This is a genomic window from Collinsella bouchesdurhonensis, assembly GCF_900155365.1.
Lineage (GTDB): Bacteria > Actinomycetota > Coriobacteriia > Coriobacteriales > Coriobacteriaceae > Collinsella > Collinsella bouchesdurhonensis.
Genome location: NZ_LT699739.1, coordinates 166,190 through 191,992, shown reverse-complemented (window position 1 = coordinate 191,992; position 25,803 = coordinate 166,190). Strand labels below are relative to the sequence as shown.

General features: G+C 56.2%; 20 protein-coding genes and 1 tRNA gene. 10 read left to right on the top strand and 11 right to left on the bottom strand.

Going from position 1 to position 25,803, the window contains the following annotated elements:
* Positions 1–67: 67 nt before the first annotated feature.
* From BQ9843_RS02835 to BQ9843_RS02825, 3 genes are all read right to left on the bottom strand, one after another.
* Complete coding sequence (locus BQ9843_RS02835) at positions 68–949, bottom strand: PLP-dependent aminotransferase family protein (protein WP_075843817.1); 882 nt, start codon at positions 947–949, stop codon at positions 68–70.
* Between the two features lie 102 nt (positions 950–1,051).
* Complete coding sequence (gene thrS, locus BQ9843_RS02830) at positions 1,052–2,815, bottom strand: threonine--tRNA ligase (RefSeq protein ID WP_075843816.1); 1,764 nt, start codon at positions 2,813–2,815, stop codon at positions 1,052–1,054.
* Between the two features lie 130 nt (positions 2,816–2,945).
* Complete coding sequence (locus tag BQ9843_RS02825) at positions 2,946–3,377, bottom strand: double zinc ribbon domain-containing protein (protein WP_022386941.1); 432 nt, start codon at positions 3,375–3,377, stop codon at positions 2,946–2,948.
* A gap of 232 nt (positions 3,378–3,609) precedes the next feature.
* On the opposite strand from BQ9843_RS02825, the gene BQ9843_RS02820 reads away from it, so the two are divergent.
* Positions 3,610–5,040: an NAD(P)/FAD-dependent oxidoreductase gene (locus BQ9843_RS02820; RefSeq protein WP_075843815.1), complete on the top strand. Its 1,431-nt coding sequence runs from the start codon at positions 3,610–3,612 to the stop codon at positions 5,038–5,040.
* Positions 5,041–5,088: 48 nt separating this feature from the next.
* Complete coding sequence (locus BQ9843_RS02815; protein ID WP_075843814.1) at positions 5,089–6,183, top strand: M24 family metallopeptidase; 1,095 nt, start codon at positions 5,089–5,091, stop codon at positions 6,181–6,183.
* 121 nt (positions 6,184–6,304) lie between these two features.
* Here BQ9843_RS02815 and BQ9843_RS02810 read toward each other — a convergent pair whose 3' ends face one another.
* The 8 genes from BQ9843_RS02810 to BQ9843_RS02775 form a co-directional block, all read right to left on the bottom strand.
* Positions 6,305–7,399 (bottom strand): septal ring lytic transglycosylase RlpA family protein, encoded by a 1,095-nt coding sequence (locus BQ9843_RS02810; RefSeq protein WP_230205560.1) that lies wholly within the window; start codon positions 7,397–7,399, stop codon positions 6,305–6,307.
* A gap of 192 nt (positions 7,400–7,591) precedes the next feature.
* Positions 7,592–8,947, bottom strand: coding sequence for a bifunctional folylpolyglutamate synthase/dihydrofolate synthase (locus tag BQ9843_RS02805; RefSeq protein WP_075843812.1), 1,356 nt, complete (start codon positions 8,945–8,947; stop codon positions 7,592–7,594).
* A gap of 186 nt (positions 8,948–9,133) precedes the next feature.
* Complete coding sequence (locus tag BQ9843_RS02800) at positions 9,134–11,833, bottom strand: valine--tRNA ligase (protein WP_075843811.1); 2,700 nt, start codon at positions 11,831–11,833, stop codon at positions 9,134–9,136.
* 307 nt (positions 11,834–12,140) lie between these two features.
* Positions 12,141–13,532: an ATP-dependent Clp protease ATP-binding subunit ClpX gene (gene clpX, locus BQ9843_RS02795; RefSeq protein ID WP_075843810.1), complete on the bottom strand. Its 1,392-nt coding sequence runs from the start codon at positions 13,530–13,532 to the stop codon at positions 12,141–12,143.
* Between the two features lie 2 nt (positions 13,533–13,534).
* Positions 13,535–14,155: an ATP-dependent Clp protease proteolytic subunit gene (locus BQ9843_RS02790; RefSeq protein ID WP_022386948.1), complete on the bottom strand. Its 621-nt coding sequence runs from the start codon at positions 14,153–14,155 to the stop codon at positions 13,535–13,537.
* Positions 14,156–14,280: 125 nt separating this feature from the next.
* Positions 14,281–15,570: a trigger factor gene (gene tig / locus BQ9843_RS02785; protein WP_075843809.1), complete on the bottom strand. Its 1,290-nt coding sequence runs from the start codon at positions 15,568–15,570 to the stop codon at positions 14,281–14,283.
* Positions 15,571–15,640: 70 nt separating this feature from the next.
* Positions 15,641–15,724 (bottom strand) — tRNA-Leu (locus BQ9843_RS02780).
* Between the two features lie 104 nt (positions 15,725–15,828).
* Complete coding sequence (locus BQ9843_RS02775) at positions 15,829–16,680, bottom strand: tetratricopeptide repeat protein (RefSeq protein ID WP_075843808.1); 852 nt, start codon at positions 16,678–16,680, stop codon at positions 15,829–15,831.
* Between the two features lie 229 nt (positions 16,681–16,909).
* On the opposite strand from BQ9843_RS02775, the gene BQ9843_RS02770 reads away from it, so the two are divergent.
* From BQ9843_RS02770 to BQ9843_RS02735, 8 genes are all read left to right on the top strand, one after another.
* Positions 16,910–18,274, top strand: a complete 1,365-nt coding sequence (locus tag BQ9843_RS02770) for a KAP family P-loop NTPase fold protein (RefSeq protein ID WP_075843807.1) — start codon at positions 16,910–16,912, stop codon at positions 18,272–18,274.
* A gap of 94 nt (positions 18,275–18,368) precedes the next feature.
* Positions 18,369–19,061 carry a restriction endonuclease subunit M gene (locus BQ9843_RS02765; protein WP_075843806.1) on the top strand — a complete coding sequence of 231 codons (693 nt, stop codon included), beginning with the start codon at positions 18,369–18,371 and terminating at the stop codon, positions 19,059–19,061.
* Complete coding sequence (locus BQ9843_RS02760) at positions 19,058–20,581, top strand: Eco57I restriction-modification methylase domain-containing protein (protein ID WP_075843805.1); 1,524 nt, start codon at positions 19,058–19,060, stop codon at positions 20,579–20,581. Before BQ9843_RS02765 ends, BQ9843_RS02760 begins: the two co-directional genes overlap by 4 nt.
* Positions 20,574–23,660, top strand: a complete 3,087-nt coding sequence (locus BQ9843_RS02755; RefSeq protein ID WP_075843804.1) for a GIY-YIG nuclease family protein — start codon at positions 20,574–20,576, stop codon at positions 23,658–23,660. Before BQ9843_RS02760 ends, BQ9843_RS02755 begins: the two co-directional genes overlap by 8 nt.
* Entirely contained in the window at positions 23,657–23,875 is a 219-nt protein-coding gene (locus BQ9843_RS02750) for a helix-turn-helix domain-containing protein (protein ID WP_075843803.1), read from the top strand. The genes BQ9843_RS02755 and BQ9843_RS02750 overlap by 4 nt, the downstream gene beginning before the upstream one ends.
* Before the next feature lie 6 nt (positions 23,876–23,881).
* The gene (locus tag BQ9843_RS02745; protein ID WP_075843802.1) at positions 23,882–24,556 is read left to right on the top strand and encodes a DUF4357 domain-containing protein; all 675 of its coding nucleotides are present in this window, start codon (positions 23,882–23,884) and stop codon (positions 24,554–24,556) included.
* A gap of 9 nt (positions 24,557–24,565) precedes the next feature.
* Positions 24,566–24,916, top strand: a complete 351-nt coding sequence (locus BQ9843_RS08975; RefSeq protein WP_143327612.1) for a zinc-ribbon domain-containing protein — start codon at positions 24,566–24,568, stop codon at positions 24,914–24,916.
* Positions 24,917–25,204: 288 nt separating this feature from the next.
* Positions 25,205–25,708 carry a hypothetical protein gene (locus tag BQ9843_RS02735; protein WP_075843800.1) on the top strand — a complete coding sequence of 168 codons (504 nt, stop codon included), beginning with the start codon at positions 25,205–25,207 and terminating at the stop codon, positions 25,706–25,708.
* Positions 25,709–25,803 lie beyond the last annotated feature (95 nt).

The following is a 25,803-nucleotide window of genomic DNA, read 5'->3' as shown; positions in this document are numbered from 1 at the left end:
CCTCCCCAGAAGCAAACGATGAGCGCAAAAGTATACACCGCACGGTGACGCTGCCTGATTACCTAACTCAAACCTTGCGAAGAGCGTTATCAACCTGATCGATAAGCTCGAACACGTTACCTTCACCCATGTTGAAAAGAAGATATGAGCCGCTCTCCCCTTTCAAAAGAGTCACTGTCGTGCCACCCAAAAGAAGTAACTGTTCCGCCTCGGTGCCGCCAAGAAGCTGAAAAACTCGAAGTGAACTGCTTTCGCCAGAAAGTCCAATGGAGACAAGAAAGCCAAAACCATGACGAAGCAGGCTTGCTGCGGAAGCATGGTCGGGATGCGAAGCTAGCCCCGGATACCAGCAGGAATCGATTAGCGGATTCGCCGCGGCGTACTCGGCAAAGGCACGAGCGAAGTCAAACCGCTTCTGAAGACTTTGTTGATACGAAGAGCTGTACGCGCGCTCAAGAGCATCCCGACAGGCGGCAGAGTTATCTCCTTCTGGCACGAGCGAACGGAATGCCTGTTCGGCATACGAATCGAGAACACGGCCTCGCTTTCCCGAGCGTGCTACACAAACCGCATAGACCCCGGCGCGCAAACGCTCAACGCAAACCGATGCGCCGGCATCGAGCGGATCACAACCAAATGAAGTAGGACTGGAGATATCGAGCACCAAAGAGGCATGCGCCTCATGCGCGGCAGCAGCCAACGAACGCACATCGGGCACCCGAAGATGCTCGCCATGCACGGCATCTTCAAGGAAAAAGAGCGGCGGTTCGCCCCCCAAAGAAAACGCAGGCTTGCATATCTCAGGAACTTCTCCGTTTGCAAAGACACCAGCAACGGCGCCCTCCCTCAAGATGCCAACCTTCCGCAGCGCCTCCAAGGAGCTTGCCGCCTCGCACACCCGCGCGGCGCGGGCATGCAGCCGATTTGCATAATGTTCCAGCGCAGTCAAAAAACTCCCCTATCGACCTATACACAAAACGCCCGGCGGAATCAATCCGCCGGGCGCATCAATTACATCATTCGTCCGCCAAGGCAGAATCGCACAAAAGCACTATGCGCGCGTGCGAATCTCCTCGGTAACCTTGGCGATAAACTCGTCGACCGTGGAGGGAACCGTCTCGTTGGAGCGATCGCGGACGGAAATGTTGCCGGCCTCGGCCTCTTTCTCGCCCAGGATGAGCATATAAGGAACGCGATCGATACCGCGAGCCTCACGGATCTTGTAGCCGATCTTCTCGTCGCGGTTATCGACCTTCACGCGAATACCGGCGGCATCGAGCTTAGCTGCGACCTCGTTGGCGTAGGCGCGGCTCTTCTCGGAGACAGGAAGGACATCCACCTGCACCGGAGCAAGCCACGTGGGGAACTTGCCCGCATAGTGCTCGATCAAAATGCCAATAAAGCGCTCGATGGAGCCAAAGCACACGCGATGCAGCATGATGGGGCGCTTCTTGGAACCATCGGCATCGGTGTACTCGAGGTTGAAGTTGATAGGCATCTGGAAGTCCAGCTGCACGGTACCGCACTGCCAGGTACGACCGAGCGAATCCTCCAGATGGAAGTCGATCTTGGGGCCGTAGAAGGCGCCGTCGCCCTCGTTGACCTCGTAGTCCTTGCCAAGCTGCTCGAGGGCATCGCGCAGGCCCTGCTCGGCACGCTCCCAGTCCTCATCCGAGCCCATGGAGTCATCGGGGCGCGTGGAGAGCTCCAGGTGATACTTAAAGCCAAACTTCTGGTACACGGAGTCAATCAGATTCACGACGCCCACGATCTCGTCGGTGAGCTGGTCGGGACGCACGAACAGGTGCGCATCGTCCTGGTTGAAGCAGCGAACGCGGAACAGGCCATGCAAAGCACCGCGCAGCTCATGACGATGGACAAGGCCAATCTCGCCCGCACGAATGGGCAGCTCGCGATAAGAGTGCGGCTTAGCAGCGTACACAAGCACGCCACCCGGGCAGTTCATGGGCTTGATGCAGTACTCCTCGTCATCGATGAGGGTGGAGTACATGTTGTCCTTGTAGTGATCCCAGTGACCGGAGGTCTTCCAAAGCTGCTTGTTCATGATAAGCGGCGTGGAAATCTCGACGTAGCCGGCATCGTGATGGATCTCGCGCCAGTAATCGAGCAGGGTATTCTTAAGGACCATGCCGTTGGGCAGGAAGAACGGGAAGCCCGGTGCCTCGTCGCGCATCATGAAGAGGTCCATCTCGGCGCCGATCTTACGATGGTCGCGCTTCTTGGCCTCCTCGAGCAGGCGCATGTGCTCGTCAAGCTCCTCCTTGGTGGCAAAGGCAACGCCGTTCACGCGCGTGAGCATCTTGTTGTCCTTGTTGTTTTTCCAATAGGCACCGGAAACGCCGGTGAGCTTGAAGGCCTTGAGCGCCTTGGTATAGCAGACGTGGGGACCGACGCACATGTCGATGTACTCGCCCTGCTGGTAGAAGGTGATGCGAGCGTCCTCATCGAGGTCGCCGATGTGCTCGACCTTATACTTCTCGCCGCGCTCCTCCATAAGGGCGATAGCCTCGGCGCGGGGCAGCTCGTACACGCTAAACTTGAGGTTCTCCTTCACGATCTTTTTCATCTCGTCCTCGATGGCGGGGAAATCGTTCTCGGAGATCTTCTGGCCATCGGGCAAATCGATATCGTAGTAGAAGCCGTTGTCGGTAGCAGGACCATAGGCAAAATCGGCCTCGGGATAGAGGCGCTTGATAGCCTGGGCCATGACATGGGCAGCAGAGTGACGAACAACGTGCGTTACTTCGTCCTCGGGCAGCTCGGCCAGCGTTCCATCGTTATAGAGGGCCTTCATACGATTGTTCCTTCCGTATCGAGTAATCGCTCACGTTACGCAAGCAATGATTATACAAGTGCCCGCCGCTCCGTGTTGGAGCGGCGGGCAAACACTGGCGCACTTATACAACCGGCAAGCGGCGCGTGCGCTATTGAATGTGAGTTCGGCAGTAGGGGCACACCTTCCAGTGGGCATCGAGGGGACGATGGCAGCTGGGGCAGACGTTGCGCACCTGGGTGTTGCACACGGGGCACACCACAAAGTCCTTCTCGATGGGGCTGCCGCACTTGGGGCAGCTGCCGTACTGGGCAAGCTGGCGCTCGCGCAGCGCCATATCGAGTTCTTGCTCCTCGCGGTCTGCAATATAAGAGTTGGGACGCAGCACCAGATAAGCGATAAGACCCACGAACGGGATAAGAGAAACGATGCCCCAGGCCCAAAAGGCGTTAACGCCACGGCGCTTGGCATCGATAAACACATACACCACGGAAAGGATGTACAGAGCGGCGATAAAACCAACGAACAGATAGATCGCCATCATGAGTTGCGGCGACATGAGCTCTTGGATGTACTTAGACATGCGAGTTACCTTTCGAATCCTCCAGCGAGCAGGAAGGTCATAATTGCTTTGCTATTCTACTCCCCCTCTCGCCAATCTCCTAATACAGACACGCTATTGACATAGATACCGGGAAAATATCTGCAAGAATCTCTAGCGATGCGTCAGCGGTCCGTATGCCCAAACGACGATTTTAATAGCCTACATGGGGTACCATGGAAAGCAGAATTCGGCGTCAGGGAATCGAGGCCTCATGCAACGCTATGACATCGCAATCATCGGCGGCGGTATCGTTGGATGCTGCATCGCTCGCCAGCTTGCCCGCTACGATGTGAATGTCGCCGTGGTCGAAGCCGCAAACGATATTGCATGCGGCAGCAGCAAGGCAAACGGAGGGCTGGTCCACGGCGGATACGACCCCAAGCCCGAATCTATGAAAGCCAAGGTCAATGCACGTGGATGCGAACTCTATTCCCAATGGTCGCAAGAACTCGGCTTTGCTTTCGAGCGTCCAGGGTCCATGGTTCTTGCATTTAATGACGAAGATAGGCGCACGCTCGATCGCCTGCGCGCGCAGGGCATGAAAAACGGGGTAAGCGGTCTTGCGATCGTTGATCCCAAACGCATCCACGAGCTCGAGCCCCGCGCAAGCGAGATGGCGGTTGCCGCCCTTTGGTGTCCGCAGACGGGCTATGTCGACCCCTTTGACGTTGCGATCAGCGCTGCAGAAAACGCCGCAGCGAATGGGGTCGATTTCCTACGCACTCACAAGGTCACGCAAATCGCGGCGAAAAATGATGGATTCGAGGTCGAGACGAGCGCCGGAAGTCTCTGGGCGCAACGTATCGTCAACGCCGCAGGTAACGGTTGCGCCGAAATCTCGCGCATGGCAGGTGCCGAGAAATTCAATCTCGTATGGAGACAAGGCAATATCCTCGTGCTCGACCGCGAGGTACACCCGTACATGCCGCTCTACCCCACTCCCACTCCCGTGAGCAAGGGCGTGATCGTTACCGGAACCGTTCACGGCAACACGGTTGTCACCGCCACCGCCGCCATCCGCGAGCCAGGCGATACCGACACCTATGCAGATGATATGCAAAAGCTGCTGGACGGAGCGCAAAAACTCGTTCCCTCGCTCGATACGCGCCGTGTAATCCGCGCCTTTGCCGGAGGACGCGCCGTCATCGATGGTCTCAACGACTTCCTCATCCGCCGATCCGCACTCGTGCCCGGTTTTATTCAAGTCGCAGGCATCCAGTCGCCCGGCGTGGCAAGCGCGCCCGCCATTGCACAGAAGGTCGAGGGGCTGCTGCGCGAAGACGGAGCTGTGCTGCATGAGCGCTCAGACTATCAGCCCCTCCGTCGGCCGCCAGTCGACTTTGACCAGCTGGATATCGACGCGCAAGACGAGCTCATCCAAAAAGACCATTTCTGGGGCAAGATAGTTTGCCGCTGCGAAACCGTGCCCGAGGCAGAAGTCATCGCAGCCATCCATCGCACACCCGGGGCGGTTTCGGTCGAAGGCGTTAAGCGCCGTTGCCGCGCGGGGATGGGACGCTGCCAAAGCGGTTTTTGCCAAAGCCGCGTCGTCGAGATTCTTGCTCGCGAGCTCAATTGCACACCGGAGGATGTGCTGCTCGAAGACGCTGGTTCGCAGATTGTGAGCGGTCCCGTAAAGTAATTGCCCATCCAAGCATCACGATGCAGTAAACCTGATTGGAGTTTTCTCATGGCACAGGTGAATATGGAGCGCGTCGAGCGCGTGCTAAAGAATCTTGAAGCATCGCATGCCGATGCCCAGATATTGATTAATGATCCGTGGTCGATCTATTACCTTACGGGATTTTATGCCGATATGTTCGAGCGCTTTTGCGGTGTGCTACTTGCGCGCGGCAAAGAGCCCGTCATCATGGTCAACGCTTTGCATCAGCTACCAGAGTATGAAAACGCGCGCGTTGCCTACCATACCGATACCGATGTTGTTGCCAAAGCCATCGCGCAAGAAATCGATCCCGCAAAGCCGCTCGGAATCGATGAAGTCATGCGTTCAGGCTTTTTGATGCCCCTGATCGAGCGCCATGCCGCATGCGAATTCTTCCTGGGAAGTTCTGCCGTCACCGCCGCGCGGGCCATCAAGGACGAGGAAGAGCAAAACCTGATGCGTATCTCTTCCGCTGCAAACGACGCTGTGATAGCCGACGCCATCCAGCTTGTGCACGAAGGTGTAACGGAGCGCGAGATAGCCGATCAGATGCTCGAGCTCTATCGCAACCACGGCTGCGACGCGTTCTCGTTTCCTCCCATCGTGAGCTTTGGCGCCAATGCGGGCGACCCGCATCATGAACCCGATGACACCGTGCTCAAGCGAGGCGATGTGGTGCTGTTCGATATCGGTGGACGCTACCGCAATTACTGTTCGGACATGACGCGCACGTTCTTTTGGGGAGAGCCCGACGAGGAGACGGCACACATCTATGACGTGGTACGCCGCGCAAACGAAGCCGCCGAGGCGCTCATTGCCCCCGGTGTGCGGTTCTGCGACCTCGATCGTGCTGCACGCGACGTTATTGAGCAGGCAGGCTACGGAGAGTATTTCACGCACCGCCTGGGTCACTCGATTGGCCTGCAAGACCACGAGCCGGGCGACGTCTCGCTTGCCAATACCGATACGGTGCAGCCAGGCATGACGTTTTCCATCGAGCCGGGCATCTATCTTCCCGGCCGCACCGGCGTGCGCATCGAAGACCTAGCCCTCGTCACCGAACACGGCGTCGAGATTCTCAACAGCTACTCTCACGCCCCCATCACCCTCCGTGACAGCTAGTCGATATGTGACAAAAAGACGACAGGTTTAATCTGTCACATTCTGCCATTTGCCGAAAGCTGATAAAAAAGGACCGCCGATACAATCGACGGTCCTTTTGACGTTTATGTAAGCACTCACCTTAGAGGAAGCGATACTGGACAGTACCCACGCCCACGGAGAGGAAACCAAGCGCACGGGCCACTGCAGGCTGCATGTCGATCACACGGCCATGGACATACGGGCCACGGTCATTGACCACAGCGATAACGGAACGTCCGCCATAGCTGATCTCGACATAGGTGCCGAGCGGCACGTTGAGCATGGCTACGCCCATCGAAGACTCGGTAACAATGGCACCAGACGCGGTCGTGCCACCCATAAAGCCATCGCCGATGCCGTAATACGAAGCGACGCCGGATTTCCAGCTGCTCGTGGACGTAGTGCCAGAAGAAGAACCGCCGGTACCGGAGGGCTGCTGAGTCGAAGAACCAGAGCCAGCGCTTCCAGCACTTCCGGCATTGCTGCCCTGGCTGCTACCGTTAGAGTTAGAGACGCTACCCTGCTGCTGCATCTGAGCGGTCGTAGCGGCCGCCTCCTCGGCGGCCTTGCGAGCTGCCTCAGCCTCAGCAGCATCCTCGCTCTGAGCGCGAGCTGCCATCTGGGCCTGAGCGGACTGAGCTGAAGTCAAGGCGTCGGAAGCTTTTTGCTGCTCCTGCTCGGCCTCATCCTTAGCGGAAGAAAGCTCTTCCATCTTTGCCTCAAGCTCCTCATGCATGGCATTGAGGCGCTCGAGCTCAGCGGTGTTGTCGTCCTGGATAGTGGTGAGGTACTTTCCCTGCGTGATAAGGTCGCCCAGAGAAGCGGAATTGAGCAGCATCGACATGACATTGGGAGATGCAACGTGCAGCTTATAGAGATTCGCCGCAGCATCGGATGCCTTCTGCTGCTGCTCGGGCAGCTTGTTCTGCTCGAAATCCAGAATCTCATCAGCCATTTCGCTGATCTGCTCGTTGAGCTCGTTAACCCTATCGGTTGCCTGCTGATACGTGGTGGCAGCGGAATTGACCTGCTGGGTCAAGGCTGCAAGCTCGGTCTCGGTCTGTGCAGTGGCAGCGTATGCGCTACACGGAGCCACACCCAGGCAGCTTCCCCCCACGAGCACAGCCGTCAGACCGGCAACGCACGCGATGCGCGCAAAGCCGCTCTTGCGGGAAGTGGAGGTTGCCGAATTCACATACATAAGAGAAGTACCGCCTCAATCGTCGTTATCTCATTGAGATAACAGTATAGCGATACGACTCAACTTCAACCTGAGCTTCAAGGTTCTATACAGATGCACCATATCTCAACCTCAACTTTAAGGTTAATTTGACTTGAGGTTGAACCTTAAAGAACAATTTGCCCGCGCGCAGGCAAACGCGAAAGGCTAGCCACGCATGATGCCCGCAACCTCGCCGGCAAGGGTAATGGTGCCGGCAGCCACAAAGGCCTCCCCCGCCGCGGCCAAACGCTCCACCGCATCCGATACGGACGGCACGACTTCTATCAGATCGGAGGAGGGACGGCCAAGCTCCTCAAGCTTATCGAGAACAAGTTGAGCCAAGTCCTGGGCGGAAATCGCGCGATCGCTCATCGTCTGTGTCACAACAATGCGCGGAAACGCAGGAACCAAAACATCGACAATACCGCTCACGTCTTTATCGGCAAGGGCCGCGGTAAGCAACAGAGGGCGCAGCGCCGCATCGGGATTGATCTCGTCAAGCGAGGAGACAAAATTCTCGCAGCTCTGCGGGTTATGACAAGCGTCGATAAGAATCAGCGGCTCGTTTTGCAGCACGTCAAAGCGACCAGGCGTAGGACATGCGGCAAGCGAAGCGTCCAACGCCTCCGCGTCGAGGGCACGGCCCAAATACTCCTCCGCAACAAAAATGGCACACGATGCATTTTGCGCCTGGTAGAGAGGCTTATAGAGGGAACATTCATAACGGGCTCGTGAAGTCTCGCAGGCAAAATCGAGCGTGTCGCCCAAATGCGCCGGACGCTTCAAAATCTCATGCGAGGACACGACGGGTGAAACCTCGCACTCACGGCAACGATCCTCCATAACCCGCCACACACTGGGCTCATGCACGCCCTCGCCCAAGATGACGGAGCGTCCCGGCTTGATAACAGCAGCCTTCTCTCCTGCGATCTCGGCAAGCGTGTTACCCAGGATGCGCATGTGATCGAGACCAATGCCGGTGATGGCAACAACATGTGGGTCGGTAGCGCTCGTGGCATCCCAGCGGCCACCCATGCCCACCTCGAGCACGGCAACGTCGACACCTTCGAGAGCGTAAACAGTCAAAGCTGCCACCGTGAGCAGGTCAAAGGGTGTAATGGTAAAAATATTCTCCCCCGCCGCGGCGCGTCGCTCGTTAACGCGTCGGCCAGCCTCATATGCAGCCGAAATACCCTGCGCGAAGAGCTCATCCGAGATGGGGGCGCCGTCGATTTCCATGCGCTCGGGGTAACGGACGAGCTGCGGAGAGGTATAGAGCGCGCAACGTAGGCCCTCACCACGAAGAATCGCTGCGGTAAAGCGGGTCGTAGAGGTCTTGCCGTTGGTGCCTGCAATCTGGATGCAATCAAAGTGAGCATCCGGTCGTTCAAGCTCATCGAGCATCTCGACGACCGTTTCCAGCAGCGGGCCTGCATCGCTCGAAATCACGCCGGTATCGCAGGCAAGCGAAACAGCCTTCTCAAACGAGAAAACAGGGTAGGAAAACGGAACCGTATACATAGGGTGCAAGACCTTTCGTTGACGATGAATAAAGAGCGCGCCAGCCAAGCCAGCGCGCTCTCAATTACCCAAAACGTGACACGTAGAAGACAGGTTTATTCTGTCACATTTTCACATCGAGTCCCCACATGTGGACGAGCGATGAAAATGTGACGAATTAAACCTGTCGACTTTTTGTCACATTTGCTATTCGAAGTCGGCGAGCTGGGACTGGAGAGCGGTGATGGTCTCCTTGAGCTCGGCGGCACGGTCGCGCTTCTTTTGTACGACCTCAGGGGCAGCCTTAGCCACAAAGCCCTCGTTGGCAAGCGTACGCTCGGCAGCGGTGAGCTCCTTGGTGGCAGAAGCAATCTCCTTCTCCATGCGAGCACGCTCGGCAGCCAGGTCGACCTTGCCCTCGAGCACGATGAAGACCTCGACGCCGCCGTCAACCACGCCGATAGAGGCAGCCGGTTTGGCAGCATCCTCACCTGCAACCGTAAGCTCCAGGTTGCCCAGGCTTGCGGCAAGGTCGGTCATGGTCGAGAAACGCTGCTGATCCTCGACGCCCATGCGAGCAAGGGCAACCAGCTGCTCCTTGGGGCTCAGACGATAGCGAGCACGCGTAGAGCGGGCAGCAGAGACAACGGAGCGAAGCAGCTCGAAGGAACGCTCGGCGTCCTCGTCGATAAACTTCTCGTACTTCGCGGGCTCGGGCCAAGCAGCGATCATCAAAGCCTCGGCGCGCTCGAGCGCACCGTCCTTCTCGTCGAGCACAGAGGCGGGCATGGTATCCCAAATGGCCTCGGTCACAAACGGCATAAGCGGATGCATCAGGCGCAAGGACGTATCGAGCACGAACATGAGGTTGCGCTGAGCCTGCAGGCGGGTGGAATCGTCCTTGAGACGCGCCTTGGTTACCTCGACGTACCAGTCGCAGACCTCGTTCCAGAAGAAGGTCTGAACGCCACGCGCCATGTCGCCAAAGGTGTAGTTCTCGATACCCTCGGTAACCATCTTCACGGCCTTGGCCAGGCGACTGAACATCCAGGCATCGGCTGCGGTCTCTGCCACAGGCTCGCCGGGCGTGTAGCCCTCCATGTTCATAAGCAAAAAGCGGCTTGCGTTCCAGATCTTGGTCACAAAGCTCTTTGCCTGATCGGTACGGGGGCTGTCAATGAGCTGCTTAGTCTTCTTATCGATATTGGCGTCGAACTTCACGTCCTGATTGGTGGTGCACAGCGTGAGCAGGTTGAAGCGCATGGCGTCGGCGCCGTACATACCGATGAGGTCCATGGGGTCCACGCCGTTGCCCTTGGATTTAGACATGCGGCTACCGTCCTTGGCAAGGATGGTGGGATAGATCACCACGTCCTTAAAGGGGACCTCGTCCAGGAAGTACAGCGAGCTCATGATCATGCGAGCAACCCACAAGGCGATGATGTCGCGTGCGGTGACGAGCGCCGTAGTGGGATGATGGCCCTCAAGCTGCTCGGGCTTTTGCGGCCAACCCTGGGTGGCAAAGGTCCACAGCTGAGAAGAGAACCAGGTATCGAGCACGTTCTCGTCCTGATGCACATGGTGTCCGCCACACTTGGGGCACACGTCGGTATCCTCGAGCAGGGCATCTTCCCAACCGCAGTCCTCGCAGTAGAAGACAGGGATGCGATGGCCCCACCACAGCTGGCGGGAGATGCACCAGTCTTTAAGGTTCTCCATCCAGGTGGTGTAGGTCTGCGTCCAGCGCGCGGGGTGGAACGTCACCTTGCCGGAGTTGACGGCATCGAGTGCCGGCCCCTTGAGCTTATCGACAGCGACGAACCACTGCTCGGAAAGCCAGGGCTCAAGCGCAGCGTCGCAACGATAGCAATGCATAACGGAGTGGTCGAGATCCTCAACGTGATTGAGCAGGCCGTGCTCCTCAAACCATGCGACAACGGCCTCACGGCACTCATCGCGGTTCATGCCCGAGAACTCGCCGTAGCCCTCGACGACCACCGCATGCTCGTCAAAGATATTGATCTGCGGCAGGTTGTGAGCCTGACCCATAGCATAGTCGTTGGGGTCGTGCGCAGGAGTGACCTTGACGAAGCCGGAACCGAAGTTCGCGTCCACGTGATAATCGGAGAAGATGGGGATCTCGCGGTCGACGATAGGCAGCTTGACGGTCTTGCCCACAAAGGCGGCCTTCTCGGGATCCTTGGGAGAGACGGCCACGCCGGTATCGCCCAGCATGGTCTCGGGACGCGTGGTGGCAACAACAATGTAATCCTGGCCATTCACCGGCTCGGAGAGCGGGTAGCGCAGGTGCCACAGATGGCCGTGCTCGTCATGGTATTCGGCCTCGTCGTCCGAGATAGCGGTGGTGCAGTTGGGGCACCAGTTGACGATGCGCTTACCGCGATAGATCAAGCCGTTGTGATACCAATCGCAAAACACGCGGCGCACAGCCTCGGCATAATCGGCATCCATGGTAAAACGCTCGTTGTCAAAGTCGACCGAGCAGCCCATGCGCTTGATCTGCTCGACGATGATGCCGCCGTACTCATGGGTCCAATCCCAGCAGGCGTCGATAAACTTGTCGCGACCGATCTCCAGGCGGCTGATGCCCTCGCTCTTGAGCTTCTTATCGACCTTGGTCTGCGTGGCGATACCCGCGTGATCGGTACCGAGCACCCAGCGCGTGGACTTACCGCGCATGCGCGCCATACGGATGATGGCATCCTGGATAGAGTCATCGGTAGCGTGACCCATGTGGAGCTTACCGGTGACATTGGGGGGCGGAATGGTGACGGTGCAGTCGCCCACGCCAGCGCGACGCTTGTAGTAGCCGCCATCGAGCCACTTTTGCAAGATCTTGGGCTCGTTCTCAGACGGGTCGTAAACCTTTGGCATTTCTTCAGTCATATCTCGCTCCCCTTCTCGGGGAGAAATCCCGTTTTCCTTTCGCTCGGTCAAGTCCCGCTCGCTCGAAGGCGCCACCGGCGCCTTCGGCTTGTGCGGAATCTACGAAAGGCAAACGGGATTTCTCCCGGGCATCAAGTACTTCGTAGCAATAAAAAATGAGCGCGCCACACGTGGCGCCCATAGAAGAATACCACACGTCAACGACGCAAAAGCAGCGGTACGTACGGCAACAAAAAACGGGTTCAAAAGGGCGAACCTCTTGAACCCGTTGATGCACGTGAGTCACGGCGAGCTGCCTTGCAAACGCTTACGCTGCGATGATGCGGCGCGGCTGCTCTTCACCGCGCACGGCGGCGGGAGTCACCACGACCTTGGCAACATTCTCCTCGCTGGGGAGGTCGAACATCGTCTGCTGTAGCAGGTCCTCGCAGATAGAGCGAAGGCCGCGAGCACCCGTCTTGCGTGCGAGCGCCAGCTTGGCGATCTCGCGCAAGGCCTCGGGCTCAAACTCGAGCTCACAGCCCTCCAAGCGGAACATGCGACGGTACTGCTTGACGATGGCGTTCTTGGGCTCGGTAAGAATCGAGATCAAGTCGTCCTCGGAAAGCGCGCAAGTCTGCGTGATCACCGGCGTACGGCCGATAAACTCAGGAATCATGCCAAAGGCGTTGAGGTCCTCGGGCAGCACCTGATGAAGCAGGGTGTTCTCGTCGGTGGAAGAGGGGCCGGCGATCTCGGAGTTAAAGCCAACGCCCTTGTTGCCCACGCGGTCAGAAATGATCTTATCCAGGCCCACAAAGGCGCCACCGCAGATAAACAGGATGTTTGTGGTGTCAATCTGCAAAAGCTCCTGCTGGGGATGCTTGCGGCCACCCGTAGGCGGAACGCTCGCAACGGTGCCCTCAAGAATCTTGAGAAGCGCCTGCTGCACGCCCTCGCCCGAAACGTCACGCGTGATGGAAAGGTTTTCGGCCTTGCGAGCGATCTTATCGATCTCGTCCACGTAGATAATGCCAATCTGCGCACGCTCGATATCGCCATCAGCGGCAGTGATGAGCTTAAGCAGGATGTTCTCCACGTCCTCGCCCACATAGCCGGCCTCGGTAAGAGCAGTGGCGTCGGCAATGGCGAAGGGAACCTCAAGAATGCGTGCGAGCGTCTGAGCAAGCAGGGTCTTACCGGTACCGGTAGGACCAAGCAGCAAGATGTTGCTCTTTGCAAGCTCGACGGTGTCCACGTCATCCGCAGCATCGACCGCATGCTTGCCCAACGGAGCGTCGTCGGTCGCACTCTCAGATGCAGCCTCGCCCTCAAGTACGCGGCGATAGTGGTTGTATACCGCCACGGACATGGCGCGCTTGGCATCTTCCTGGCCCATCACATAAGCGGAGAGCTCATCGTAAATCTCGTGCGGGGTGGGCACGCGCTTGATGAGACTCGAGGCGACCGGGGTCTCATAGCCCTCGTCCTCAACCTCAAACTCCTGCTCGAGCTCGGAAAGGTCGGGCATGCCCTGGGCCATAAAGTCCTGGGCAAGCGACTCCTCGAGAATCTCGGAGCAGGCAGCTACGCACTCATCGCAGATAAAGATATTGCTGGGCCCGCGAACGAGCTTACGCACCTGGTCTTGGGTCTTGCCGCAAAACGAGCAATGGATAGGAGCGAAATTGTCCTGATCCGGCGTCGTATTCTTTGCCATCGTTAGTTAGTTCCCTTCGCGGCCTCGGCGCGGGAAGAAACGATGCGGTCGATCAGACCATACTCAAGAGCCTCATCGGCGGTGAGGTAATGATCGCGCTCGGTATCGGCCTGGACCTTCTCGAAAGGCTGGCCAGAGGTATCGGCCAAGATCTTGTTGAGCTTGGCACGAGTGGCCTTGATCTGCTGTGCAGCGATCTCAATCTCGGTCTGCTGGCCCTGGGCGCCACCGCTGGGTTGGTGAATCATCACGAGCGAGTTGGGCAGGCAGAAGCGCTTACCCGGAGCACCGCAAGAAAGCAGGACAGCGGCCATGGAAGCAGCCATGCCCACGCAAATAGTGGAAACCTGCGGCTTGATGAAGTTCATGGTGTCGAGGATAGCCAGACCGGCCGTGACCTCGCCGCCAGGCGAATTGATGTAGATCGAGATGTCCTTCTCGGCATCCTGGCTCTCCAGGTGAAGCAGCTGGGCAATCACCAGGTTGGCAGAAACGGAGTTGATCTCTTCACCCAAAAAGATGATGCGATCGTTCAACAGGCGCGAATAGATGTCGTAGCTGCGCTCACCGCGCGGCGTCTGCTCGATAACATAGGGCACGAGCGAAGACTGAATGTGCTGCATGGCAACTCCTTTCATACATACTCGATAGAAACATACGGTGCCCCGGATGCGCCGGAGCGCAGAATCGAAGCACCGTACAGAAATACCGGCTCGCCGGTATCATAGCCTATTTTTAGGAGCGAGAGTTACTCAGCGTCCTTCTTGGCGTACTCGTCAACCTCGGTAACCTTGGCGTTCTCGACCAACCAGTCAACAGCCTTGGAACGACGGATGGAGTCGCGCACGGCAGGCATACGGCCGTCGGCCACGAACTGAGCCTTGGAAGCCTCGACGTCCTCGACGCCAGCGTCGACAAACTCCTTGTCGACATCCTCGTCGGAGACCTCGATCTCCAGGTGGCGGGCAAGAGCGTCGAGAGCCAGGGACTCACGGGCAACATCGTTGGCCTGACGATGCAGGTCGGCGATGAAGGCCTCGGAAGTGAGGCCGGAAGCCTGCAGCCAGCCGTCGAGGGTCATGCCGCGAGAAGAGAGGTTCTGCAGGAAGGTCTGACCAAGCTCGGAGAAGACGGACTGCTCATAATCCTCGTCGACCTTCTCGAGCTCCAGGCGCTCGGACAGAGCGGCCACGGCGCGATTCTCCTTGAGGCCGGGAAGCTTGGAGGTCTTGTCGCCCTCGAGCTCTTCCTTAACGCCGTCACGCATGGCAGCGATGGTGTCGAAGCCAAAGTTCTCCTTCACGAACTCATCGGTGAGCTCGGGAAGCTTGCGCTCCTTGACGTTATTGATGGTGACCTCGATGGTGACCTCCTCGGCGTTATCGCCCATGGGGGTCCAGGAGATCTCCTTGGACTCGTCCTTCTTCATGCCCACGAGACCCTCGTTGACCTCGGTCGGGAAGTTCTCGGAACCAACGACGAACATGCGGTTCTCGCCAGCAAAGCGGGTAGCGCCCTTGATGTCCTTGACGGCAGCGGTGACATAGTCGTCGTTCTGGACGGGACGGTCGACCTCCTCGAAGGTGGCGTGATAGCCCATGAGCATTTCGATCTGAGCGTCGATCTCGCCCTCGGTGACCTCCGCGGGAGGCATCTCGATCTCGACAGGCTCATAGGAGTTGAGCTCGACGGACTGACGCAGGGAGAAGGTCACGGTGTAGGTGTAGTCCTCGTGATCCTTGACGAGGTCGAGCTCCTTGTAATCGCCCTCCTTGAGGGGAACGATATCCAGCTCGTTGAGAACGGCAGGCTCGTTAGCAGCGAGGATGTCGTTGGTGGCCTGAGCGAGGGTGGCCTCCTTGCCCAGCATGTTATCGATGACGGGACGCGGGGCGCGGCCAGCGCGGAAGCCCGGGAAGCGGTACTTGTTGGCAGCGTCCTTGTAAGCCTTCTTGATGGCGGCATCTACATCGGCGGCCGGGATGGTGACCGTAGCGGTAAGCTTGGCGTCTTGCACGTCAGAAGCGGTGATGTTCAACGTTCCTCCTATAAAACCTGCTCGGCAAACGTCGGGTGCCGATAGCCCTTGGTAACAAAGTTCGTGCGATTGGTGCGGGCGAAAGGACTCGAACCTTCACGGGAATCCCACCAGAACCTAAATCTGGCGCGTCTACCAATTCCGCCACGCCCGCATAAAGACGCACAGCCTAAGCATGATAGCAGATAGCACGCCACTTTGGTGAGCAAAGCTTCAGCGAACGTAGGCAACACGAGGGATACACGATATGGGGGTCGATTACTCCCCTGCGCGGATGTCCAGATGGCGCTTTTGCAGCGCCTCGCGCGCGAGCCGTTGGCCCTCGATAGACTGGTCGAGCTGACGCTGATAGTACGTAAGACCCGCATCGATCAGATGATAGTAGCCCACCTCTGCCTGCACGTAGAGGCCGAGCGCGCGCTCGGGATCGGGCCCCATCACGCCATCGATACCGCGCATGAGGTAATCGGCCATATGGTGCGCCGCACGGGCGGCAAGGGGGCTCTCGCCGGCAAGCTCGTACGCCTTTGAATAGAGCTGCCACGCAATGCGGTCGCTCTTGCGCACGCCCTTACCCGAGGCATAGAGGTCGCCGAGTTTCCAATAGGCCTCGGGGTTGGTGTCGGTGAGCGCCGCGCGAGCAAAGCACTCATAGGCACGCGTGTAATCCCTCTCGCACCCACGGCCGTAGTAATAGATGTAGCCCAGGTTGATCATGCTTTGCGTGTCGCCGCGATCGGAGCCCAGCTCGTAGAGTTCAACCGCATGGGTGTAATCCTCCGCACTCCCCCGCCCGCTCGTATTGTGATAGAGATTTGCCAGGTTGCAGCAACAACCGGCATCGCCGCTGGCCACGCCGTGCTCATACAGGCGCTTGACGATGCGCGCAAAAGCACCCTTGGCATCCATCTCGCGCGCAAGGAGGGCCTGGTCGAGGTAGAGGTCCTGGAGCATCTCTTCAAAGTAGCCGCTATGGGCGTTGTCGCAGGCACTGGCAAGAACGTTGTAAGCTTTCTCGCTCATCTCCCCTGCGTAGGCAGAATCCTCGTATTCCACGTCGAAATTAGGCAGGGTTGCGAATTCCTGAGCATCGATCTTCTTGAGCTCCATGACGGACCTTCTTTCTCAAACGGCATGCGGCCGATGCCGGCTGCATTGCCATTGAGTGTACGCGGTCGTGTGGACATGGGATGGGGGACATGACGCGTGCAAGATAAAACGAATGCAAATGCCCGCAGCATCCACGCATGCAGATCGCCTTTCCACAACGAGCAGTAAGGATGTCCGCATCTCATGCGACAATTAACAATGCAAATCAACATGTTTCTAGAGGTGAACTATGACAGTAAAAATACGAAGAATTGAACAGGTTCCCACAAAGAAAGTCATTCTTGAGTCAATCGCACAAAACAACGCAGACAGAAATGACGACCTTATCGATTTAATTAAACTGCTTGACTCAATCGAAGGCCCCTACTCGCTACTTCTTGACGCGGCTTGGGGCGATGGCAAAACGTTCTTCGTGAAATCGCTTGTAGAGGTGCTCAGAGCTCTCAATAAAAATAACAATAGAGACCAAGAAACCCTCTCAGCTCTTAAAGGGGTAACCGACAAGCTAAATGATGTAAAAACACCATACCTGCCCTTTTATTTCAACGCATGGGAAAACGACTTCGCAGAAGACCCGATAAGCGCCCTGTTTGCAAACTTGGCGGTCACGTTCAACGAAACGGGGCTCACGAAAGAACACCCAGCCCGAAAGTGTATAGCATCCATCATTGATGCTTCTCTGTCTGTTGCGAACTTACCTCCAGTTGCATCTGAGCTAACAAAAATGATTGCGGGAGAGAGCCTCATTGCGGCTTATGAGAAACATCTTCAGCTACGGGAACGTATCGACGAACTCGCCGAAAAAAGTAAATTAGAAATAGCAGACAAGCTTGTCATCATCATCGATGAGCTTGACCGCTGCCGACCAGATTTCGCGGTGCGATTGCTTGAACAAACGAAAGCGCTCTTCCAAAATGAAAACATCATCATTATCATCTCGGCAGACTCTCTTCAACTCGCCCACGCCATCGGAGGTCTATATGGCCCCGGATTTGATTCGCAGCACTTCGTAGAGCGCTTCTTCGATCAACGTCTAACGCTCCCACCTGTTGATGTATACAAGGTTGCAACGGGCAAGCCCCTCCAAGACACCATGCATAACTATGATTTGATGACTCAAGAGCTGCTCAATACGCGCAATCTTACAATCAGGGATTATTTTCGGATCCACTCGAAGCTTGAGGCGGGTCGAGCCTATTGTGACGTGCCCGACGACGAATCGCTATTCTCAACGGTGGCCAAGTGTCTCCTAGTCCCTACGCTCATTTTCATAGAACGAGACGACACCGAGCTGTTCAGATCAATTACCCACGGCATTGATTATGATGCGCTTTACGAATATGGCTCCCGCTATACCACCTTCAACAATTGTCTTAGGCAGATCGTTGCCCTTGCAAAAACAGGTCAGCGATGGACCGAAGACTCCGAGATTTCAGAAGAGGACTGCCGCCAATATGTACACGACATGTGTGTATGGCTGTATTCAAGCAAACGCAATAGCCAGGAGCTCTTTGAGGCGCATAGCCGAATCGGCTCACCAATGGGAATCAACCGCTCCGTTTTTACCGCCCTTCGCTTCCCAAAAGAAAACTAATCGCTCCATCACGCAAACCGCCCATTACTTGTATCAAGTTATACCTTGATATATCCTCACAAACAATGATGTTTCGAAACGCTTAGGAGCGCCTATGGCCAAGCAGATCAAGTCCCGTGAGCGTGTCTCCGATCATGGCGAGGTCTTCACCAACGAACGCGAGGTCAACGCCATGCTCGACATGGTGGCTTCCGAGTGCGAACGCATCGAGAGCCGCTTCTTGGAGCCCGCTTGCGGCGATGGCAATTTCCTTGCCGAGGTACTCCGTCGCAAGCTTGCCGTTGTCAAAAAGAACTATGGCAAATCGGCACCCGACTACGAGCGTAATGCTTTCCTTGCGGTATCGAGCCTTTACGGCGTGGAGCTTTTGGCAGACAACGCCGCTGCCTGCCGCAAACGCCTTTTCGAAATCTTCGCGGCTGAATACAGCAAAACGTGCAAAAACCAGATCAACGTCGCGTTCCTCGATGCCATCCGCGCGGTCATCGAGAGGAACATCCTGTGCGGCAACGCCCTCTCTATGAAAATGGTTGATGCACAGCAAAACGATACCGATGAGCCAATTATCTTTTCGGAATGGACGTTCGCCATGGGGACCAAGGTCAAGCGTCGCGATTTTCGACTCGATGAGCTGCTCGAAGGTCAAAAACAGCAAATGTCCCTATTCGGTTCTTCGGGTAGCCCTACAACGGAATGGGAATATGACGAGGAAACTCAAGCATACATCCCCCTGCCCATCCGCGAGTTTCCCCTTATGGACATCTATCAGATAGGAGCTGCCGCATGAGCGAGCTCTATGACAAGACGTACAACCCCGACGTCCTCAGCTGCCTAGCCAACCTTTCGAACGACGAGGTATTCACCCCGCCCGAGGTTGCAAACCAGATGCTCGACATGCTGCCAAAGGAGATCTGGAGCGACCCCCATGCGACGTTTCTCGACCCGGCATGCAAATCAGGCGTCTTCCTCCGAGAAATAGCCAAACGCCTTATCAAAGGACTCGAGAAAGAGTTTCCCGATTTGGACGAGCGCCTGGAGCACATCTTCAAGAAGCAGCTTCATGGCGTCGCAATTACCGAGCTCACGAGTCTGCTCTCGCGCCGAAGCGTCTACTGTTCGAAATATCCGAACAGCAAGTATTCAGTTGTTGAATTCGAGAACGCCGAGGGAAATGTGCGCTTTAGACGATGCGAGCATGCATGGTATGCGAAACGCTGCAGGTACTGTGGCGCTTCGCAAGAAGAATACGATCGAAGCGTAGAGCTTGAATCTCATGCGTATGAGTTCATCCACCTAGACAACCCGAAGGAATTACTTCCCATGAAATTTGATGTCGTAATCGGAAACCCCCCATATCAGTTAAGCGATGGCGGAAATAAAGCCAGCGCCTCACCTCTTTATCACAAATTCGTAGAGCAAGCAGAAAAATTGAACCCCCGCTATCTCGTAATGATTATTCCTGCCCGTTGGTTTGCTGGCGGAAAAGGTTTGGATGCATTTCGTAAGACCATGCTCGGGGATAAACATATAACTCGCTTGGTTGATTATCCTGATTCGAAAGATTGCTTTCCAGGGGTCGATATCGCGGGTGGCATCTGCTATTTCCTGCGAGAGCGTGAAACGTTATCACAAACATGCGAAGTGACAACAATAAAAGGTAGCGAGATCTCCTGCTCCCCGCGTGTTCTCGACGAATACCCAACTTTTATTAGAGATTCGAATGCCGTTTCGATTCTTCGCAAGGTCGGCTCTTTCGCTGAGAAACCAATGTCAGAGCAGGTATCTTCCCGTAAACCTTTTGGTCTTGCGACAAATGTCAAGCCAGAAAAAAGTGGAGAGCTGACACTCCGTTATATCAATGGTGAAGGCCCATATCCTCGAAAAGCTATAACAACAGGAATCGACATTATCGATAAATGGAAGGTCGTTGCCTCCTATGTCTCTTTTGACCATGCGGGGCGAGCAAACAAGGACGGTATGCGTAAGGTCCTTTCCAGGATGCTTCTACTGCCCCCAGGAACAATCTGCACGGAAACATATCTTGTTTATGGCGCTTATTCCAAAAGGGAAGATGCGGTCAATCTTCAGCGCTATTTGTCCTGTAAGCTTCCACGCTTTCTGATCGCGCAAATGTCGACGGGCCAGCACCTTACAAAGGGAACGTTTGCGCTCTGTCCAATCCCAGATACCTCGATTGCATGGACGGACGAGTTGCTATACAAGAAATATGAACTTACCGAAGCAGAGCAAGGTGTTGTAGATAATTCAATAATTGAAATCCCGTATACGGGAGAGAACGATGAGTAGTCAGGATTTCTTCCCTCAACGCCCCGACTCCCATCCCGCAATCTACGCCTACGAGGACAGCAACCCTAACCACAAGGGCCTTCTCAAAGTTGGCTACACCACACGCGATGTTGAGGTTCGCGTGCGCGAGCAGTTCCCGGTAATCCAGCCCGAGGAGCACCCCTACAACATCGTCTTCACCGAACCCGCCGTTCGTGATGACGGCACGGTCTTTATGGACAAGAAGCTGCACCATTGGCTCGAAGCCCATGGTCATGAAGGCGTTGGTGGCGAATGGTTCCGCTGCACGGCAGAGGATGTCCGTGCCGCTTGGATTGCCGTACGCGACCGCACCGAAAACGTCGAAGAGCGCGATCAAGACTTCAAGATGCGCCCCGAACAGGCTGAGGCTGTTCGCCGCACGCGCGAATACTTCGAATCCGTCAACGCCGAGGGTTCCAAACGCACGCCCAAGTTCCTCTGGAATGCCAAGATGCGCTTTGGCAAGACATTCGCCTCCTACGAGCTCGCCAAGTCCATGGGCATGAAGCGTGTGCTCGTACTCACGTTCAAACCCGCCGTGCAAAGCGCATGGCAAGAGGACCTCATGCGTCACGTGGACTTCGAGGGCTGGCAGTTCGTCTGTCGCGAAGGTCTGCAATACGAGGACTGCGATCCTTCGCGTCCCATCGTCTGCTTCGGCTCGTTCCAGGACTATCTCGGCCTCGACGCCAACGGAGGCATCAAGGCCCGCCACGAATGGGTGCGCCTCACCGACTGGGACCTCGTTATCTTTGATGAGTATCACTTTGGTGCCTGGCGTGACTCTGCTCGCAAGCTCTTCGCTTCAATCGAACAAGACGATGAGAAGGCTGTCCACGAGGACGTAAAAGTAACGGGCAACGAGCAGGATGAAACCTGGCTGCCGATCGTCACCAAGTACTTCTTGTTCCTTTCCGGCACGCCGTTTCGTGCCCTCAACTCGGGCGAGTTTATCGAAGAGCAGATCTTCAACTGGACCTACTCGGACGAGCAGGCGGCAAAGGCCAATTGGAATGACGCCAACGGCCCCAACCCCTATGCCTCGCTCCCCCGCATGGTTATGCTCACTTACCAGATGCCCGAGGACATCAAGCGTATCGCCCTCAATACCGACACCAATCAGTTTGACCTTAACGTCTTTTTCTCTGCGGAGGGCGAGGGCGAGGCCGCGCAGTTCAAGTTCAAGAGCTACGTTCAGATGTGGCTCGACCTGATGCGCGGCCAGCACATGCCTACTACGGTTGACGAGCTTAAAATCGGAGAGAAGCCCGCGATGCCCTATTCCGATGTGCGACTGCTCTCTGTTCTTGGGCACACGCTGTGGTTCCTGCCTAATGTCGCCTCGTGCTTTGCCATGAAAAACCTTCTTGCAGAGCGTCAAAACACCTTCTTCCACGACTATCATGTCAACGTTTGCGCAGGGACCGGAGCAGGCATAGGTCTTGCCGCCCTGCCTCCCGTGCAGAAGTCCATGCGCAATCCACTCGAGTCAAAATCCATCACGCTCAGCTGCGGGAAGCTCACCACTGGCGTCACGGTAAAGCCCTGGACCGGTGTATTCATGCTCTCTAACGTCAAGAGCGCCGAGACGTACTTCCAAACGGCATTCCGCGTGCAATCTCCCTGGACAGTCAAGGACGACGACGGGAACACGCAGATCGTCAAGAACGAGTGCTACGTATTCGACTTCGCGCTGGACCGCGCCCTCACCATGGTGTCAGATTACTCCACGCAGCTCTCAACCGAAAAGAAGGGTCCTGAACAAAAGGTCGGCGACTTTATTCGCTTCTTGCCCGTACTCGCCTACGACGGCAGCCGCATGAAAGAAGTCGACGCCGCCGAGATTCTCGACATCGCCATGGCAGGAACTTCCGCGACGCTACTCGCCAAACGTTGGGAATCTGCATTACTCGTCAACGTCGACAACGACACGCTACGCCGTCTGCTCGCAAACGATGAAGCCATCAACGCCCTCATGAGCATCGAGGGGTTCCGCAGCCTTAACGACGATATCAAGACGATCATTAACAAGTCAGAAGCCATCAAGAAAATCAAGAAAGAGAAGGGCGACAACCTTACTCCGAAGGAGAAGAAAGAGCTCACGGCAGAAGAGAAGGAGTTCAAGTCCAAGCGCAAGGAGATTCAAGAGAAACTAATCAAGTTTGCCACGCGCATCCCCGTCTTTATGTACCTTACCGATTACCGCGAGGAAACGCTCTACGACGTCATCACTCAGTTGGAGCCGGGACTTTTCAAGAAGGTCACCGGTCTCGACGTCTCAGACTTTAATCTGCTCGTCTCGCTCGGCGTGTTTAACTCCAGCCTTATGAATGACGCCGTGTACAAGTTCCGCCGCTACGAGGATGCAAGCCTTGTCTATACCGGCGTCAATAAACACGAGGGCGAGAAGGTAGGCCTGTTTGACACCTCGCTTTCAAACTACGACTATCTCTATGCCAAGCAACAGGAGTCGATGGTCGCACCCGATGGATCAGCCATTAGCGTCGACGCCAGAGCTTCTGCACCCGCACCTTCAAAGGCAGCGAGCTACAAGCCCGTAACAGTATCAAAGCCCAAGGCAAAAGCGACGGAACAAAAGGCGACGCAAACAACAACTCAGAAAAAGGACTGGGTGTCAGTGATGCTGGCCGCAAAGGGCATACAGGCCGTTGATCGCCGCACAAAGGGCGGCAGCTTGTGGGCAATCGGAGGCAAAGAGCTCACGGATCTAATGGATGAGTTTGCCAATTATGGAGCAGAGTTCACGTACAAGGTTGGTGGCAGCAGGGCCACAAGCTTTAAGGCAGCATGGTGGCTTGCTGGCTATCCCGCAAAGTCTGCACCTGCAAAGAAGAAGCTTGAGACGTCGGCCGTCACCGAGGCCCAGGTTAACCAAGTTGAAGAAGGAACGCTGGTCTTTCACAAGAGCTTCGGCTACGGCGAAGTCGTTTCTATTGACGGCAACTTCGTCTCGGTCCGATTCGATAATGATCGGAAGAAGAAAGCTCGTATGTTTATGTATCCCGCCGCTTTCTACCAGGGGATGCTGCAGCTATGAGATCGTCAGATGCCATCAAATCGATTCTTGAGCAGCAGGGCCGCTCCCAGCGTTCGCTGGCCCTAGATCTGGGGCTCACGCCCCAGGCGCTCGATCAACGCCTCAAGTCAAAGACCATGAGAGTTGAGACGCTGTGCCAAACCGCCGACCAGCTTGGATACACCGTCGGCCTTGTTTCCAAAAGCGACGGCACCGTTATCGAAATCGAAGGATAGCCAACCATGACCAAAGGCATCATTTATGCCATGACAACCGTTGTACCCGGTCTGATCAAGATCGGAAAAACGGGCTGTAACAACTTTGAGCAGCGGATGTACCACCTTGAGCGCAATGGCTATTTCAATGTTGTAGGACTCCAGCGACGCTTCGCCATCGAGGTTGAGGATTACGACGAAAAAGAAGCCCTACTCGATGAAATCTTTTCCAAGTCGCGTGTACCGGGCTCCGAGCTCTTTGCACTTGATATCGATCTAGTAATTCAGCTGCTCTCGTCTTTTGAGGGACAGCAGGTTTATCCCAAAGAAGAGTCAAAAGAAGCCGCGTTCGACGCCGCAACCGATGCTCGCTCCAGCAAGGAAGACTGGTCGCGCATCCCTGAGGGGACGTACTACCTAAAGCGGAAAAGCCGCGCGGGCAAGATTGCGAAGGCTTCGATGGAATATGCCAAGGGCAAATTTATCGTTAAGACAGGAGCGCATGTTCTCAGTGTTCCGGAAGGCCGATGGGCGCCCGAGGCAAGACGCAATGCAGATATTCAAAACGGCGTTCTCATGCAAGATGTCTCCTGCGCCTCCCCCTCAACGGCTGCGCATGTTGTACTTGGCCACTCTGCAAACGGGTGGCGCGAGTGGCATACCGAAAACGGAAAGAAGTTGGAAACGTTCCGCACTCAATAACAGGGCGATATGACGCATCCAGTCGCATATCCATCAAAGAAGGCATCCATCATGTCATTGATCATCTGCCCCGAGTGTGGCGGCACAGTTTCCGACAAAGCTTCTGCCTGCGTCCACTGCGGCTATCCTCTCCACGGCGGAAGTACAGTGCAGGCAACACGCACAGACCCGGGCACTCAAAGCCAGCACTTTTGCACCGCGTGCGGGGCGGCGTTACCGCACGGTGTTCGTTTTTGCACGTCGTGCGGGGCACCAGTTGGAACCCCAGACCCTTCCGCCGTATCCCGGCCCTTGCAAACCCGCCAAGCTCCTGCCCAGCCGCTAGCGCCCGCGTCGCCCATGCCGCCCGCGCCAAAGTAAAAAGAGCCCGAGGTTCTCAAATGCCCAAAATGCGGATCCACGCTTGTCACCACAGGCGAGCGGGGCTATTCGATTATCTGGGGTTTCATGGGCGCCGGCAGCACCGTAAACCGCTGCGGCAAATGCGGCTTTAAATGGAAGCCGTATTAGGCCGGGCCAGGAACGCCTCGCACAGCAAACCTCGGCAGAGAGCATGGTGCAGGCTTCTCGCACACCCCATCCCATGTCCCCACGAACATCTACCCTTCTTGACAGCGGACAACCCGTACCCAAAGGAAGGGAATTCATATGGACGGCTTAAACGAACTTGAATTAACCCGTCGCGGCTTTACCGTACTTGCGGCCTCGGCTTTTGGGGCTTTCTTTATCAAACCCGGCCTCGCCGATGGCCTCTCACCTAACAAAACGTACCTCGTGAGTGTAAAGACAACTGGATACGGATACCTTTGGGGAAAGGAATTCGAGGATACCGAATGGATGGAAGACCCAGACGAGGCGGAAATTCAACGCGAAGCGCTTGGACCAGGATCCATCCTCTACTTTGAGCAAGACCCCGAAATCCCAAAGGACGCGGCATGGCTCGACGTCGTCTCCGCAGACGGCGAAAAGCTCTGTGACATTCCTTGGTGCGCAACGCCCAAGGAAGAGGCTGAGGTCATGAAGATCGTCACGAAAATCAATGATGGCCATGAAGTCTGGGCAGAAGTGACCGATGCACACCATTGCACAACTGACGCCGGCCCCGACAACGCCCGCATCCACAGGATCGAGTTCGACGTGTTTTATCGATAGCCGTTTTCTTGCCTCAACCGCAACGAGGGCGCCGTGCAAGTAATCTGCATGGCGCCCTCGTCTATTAGCATAAGGGCTTCCTTGACAAAGACTCA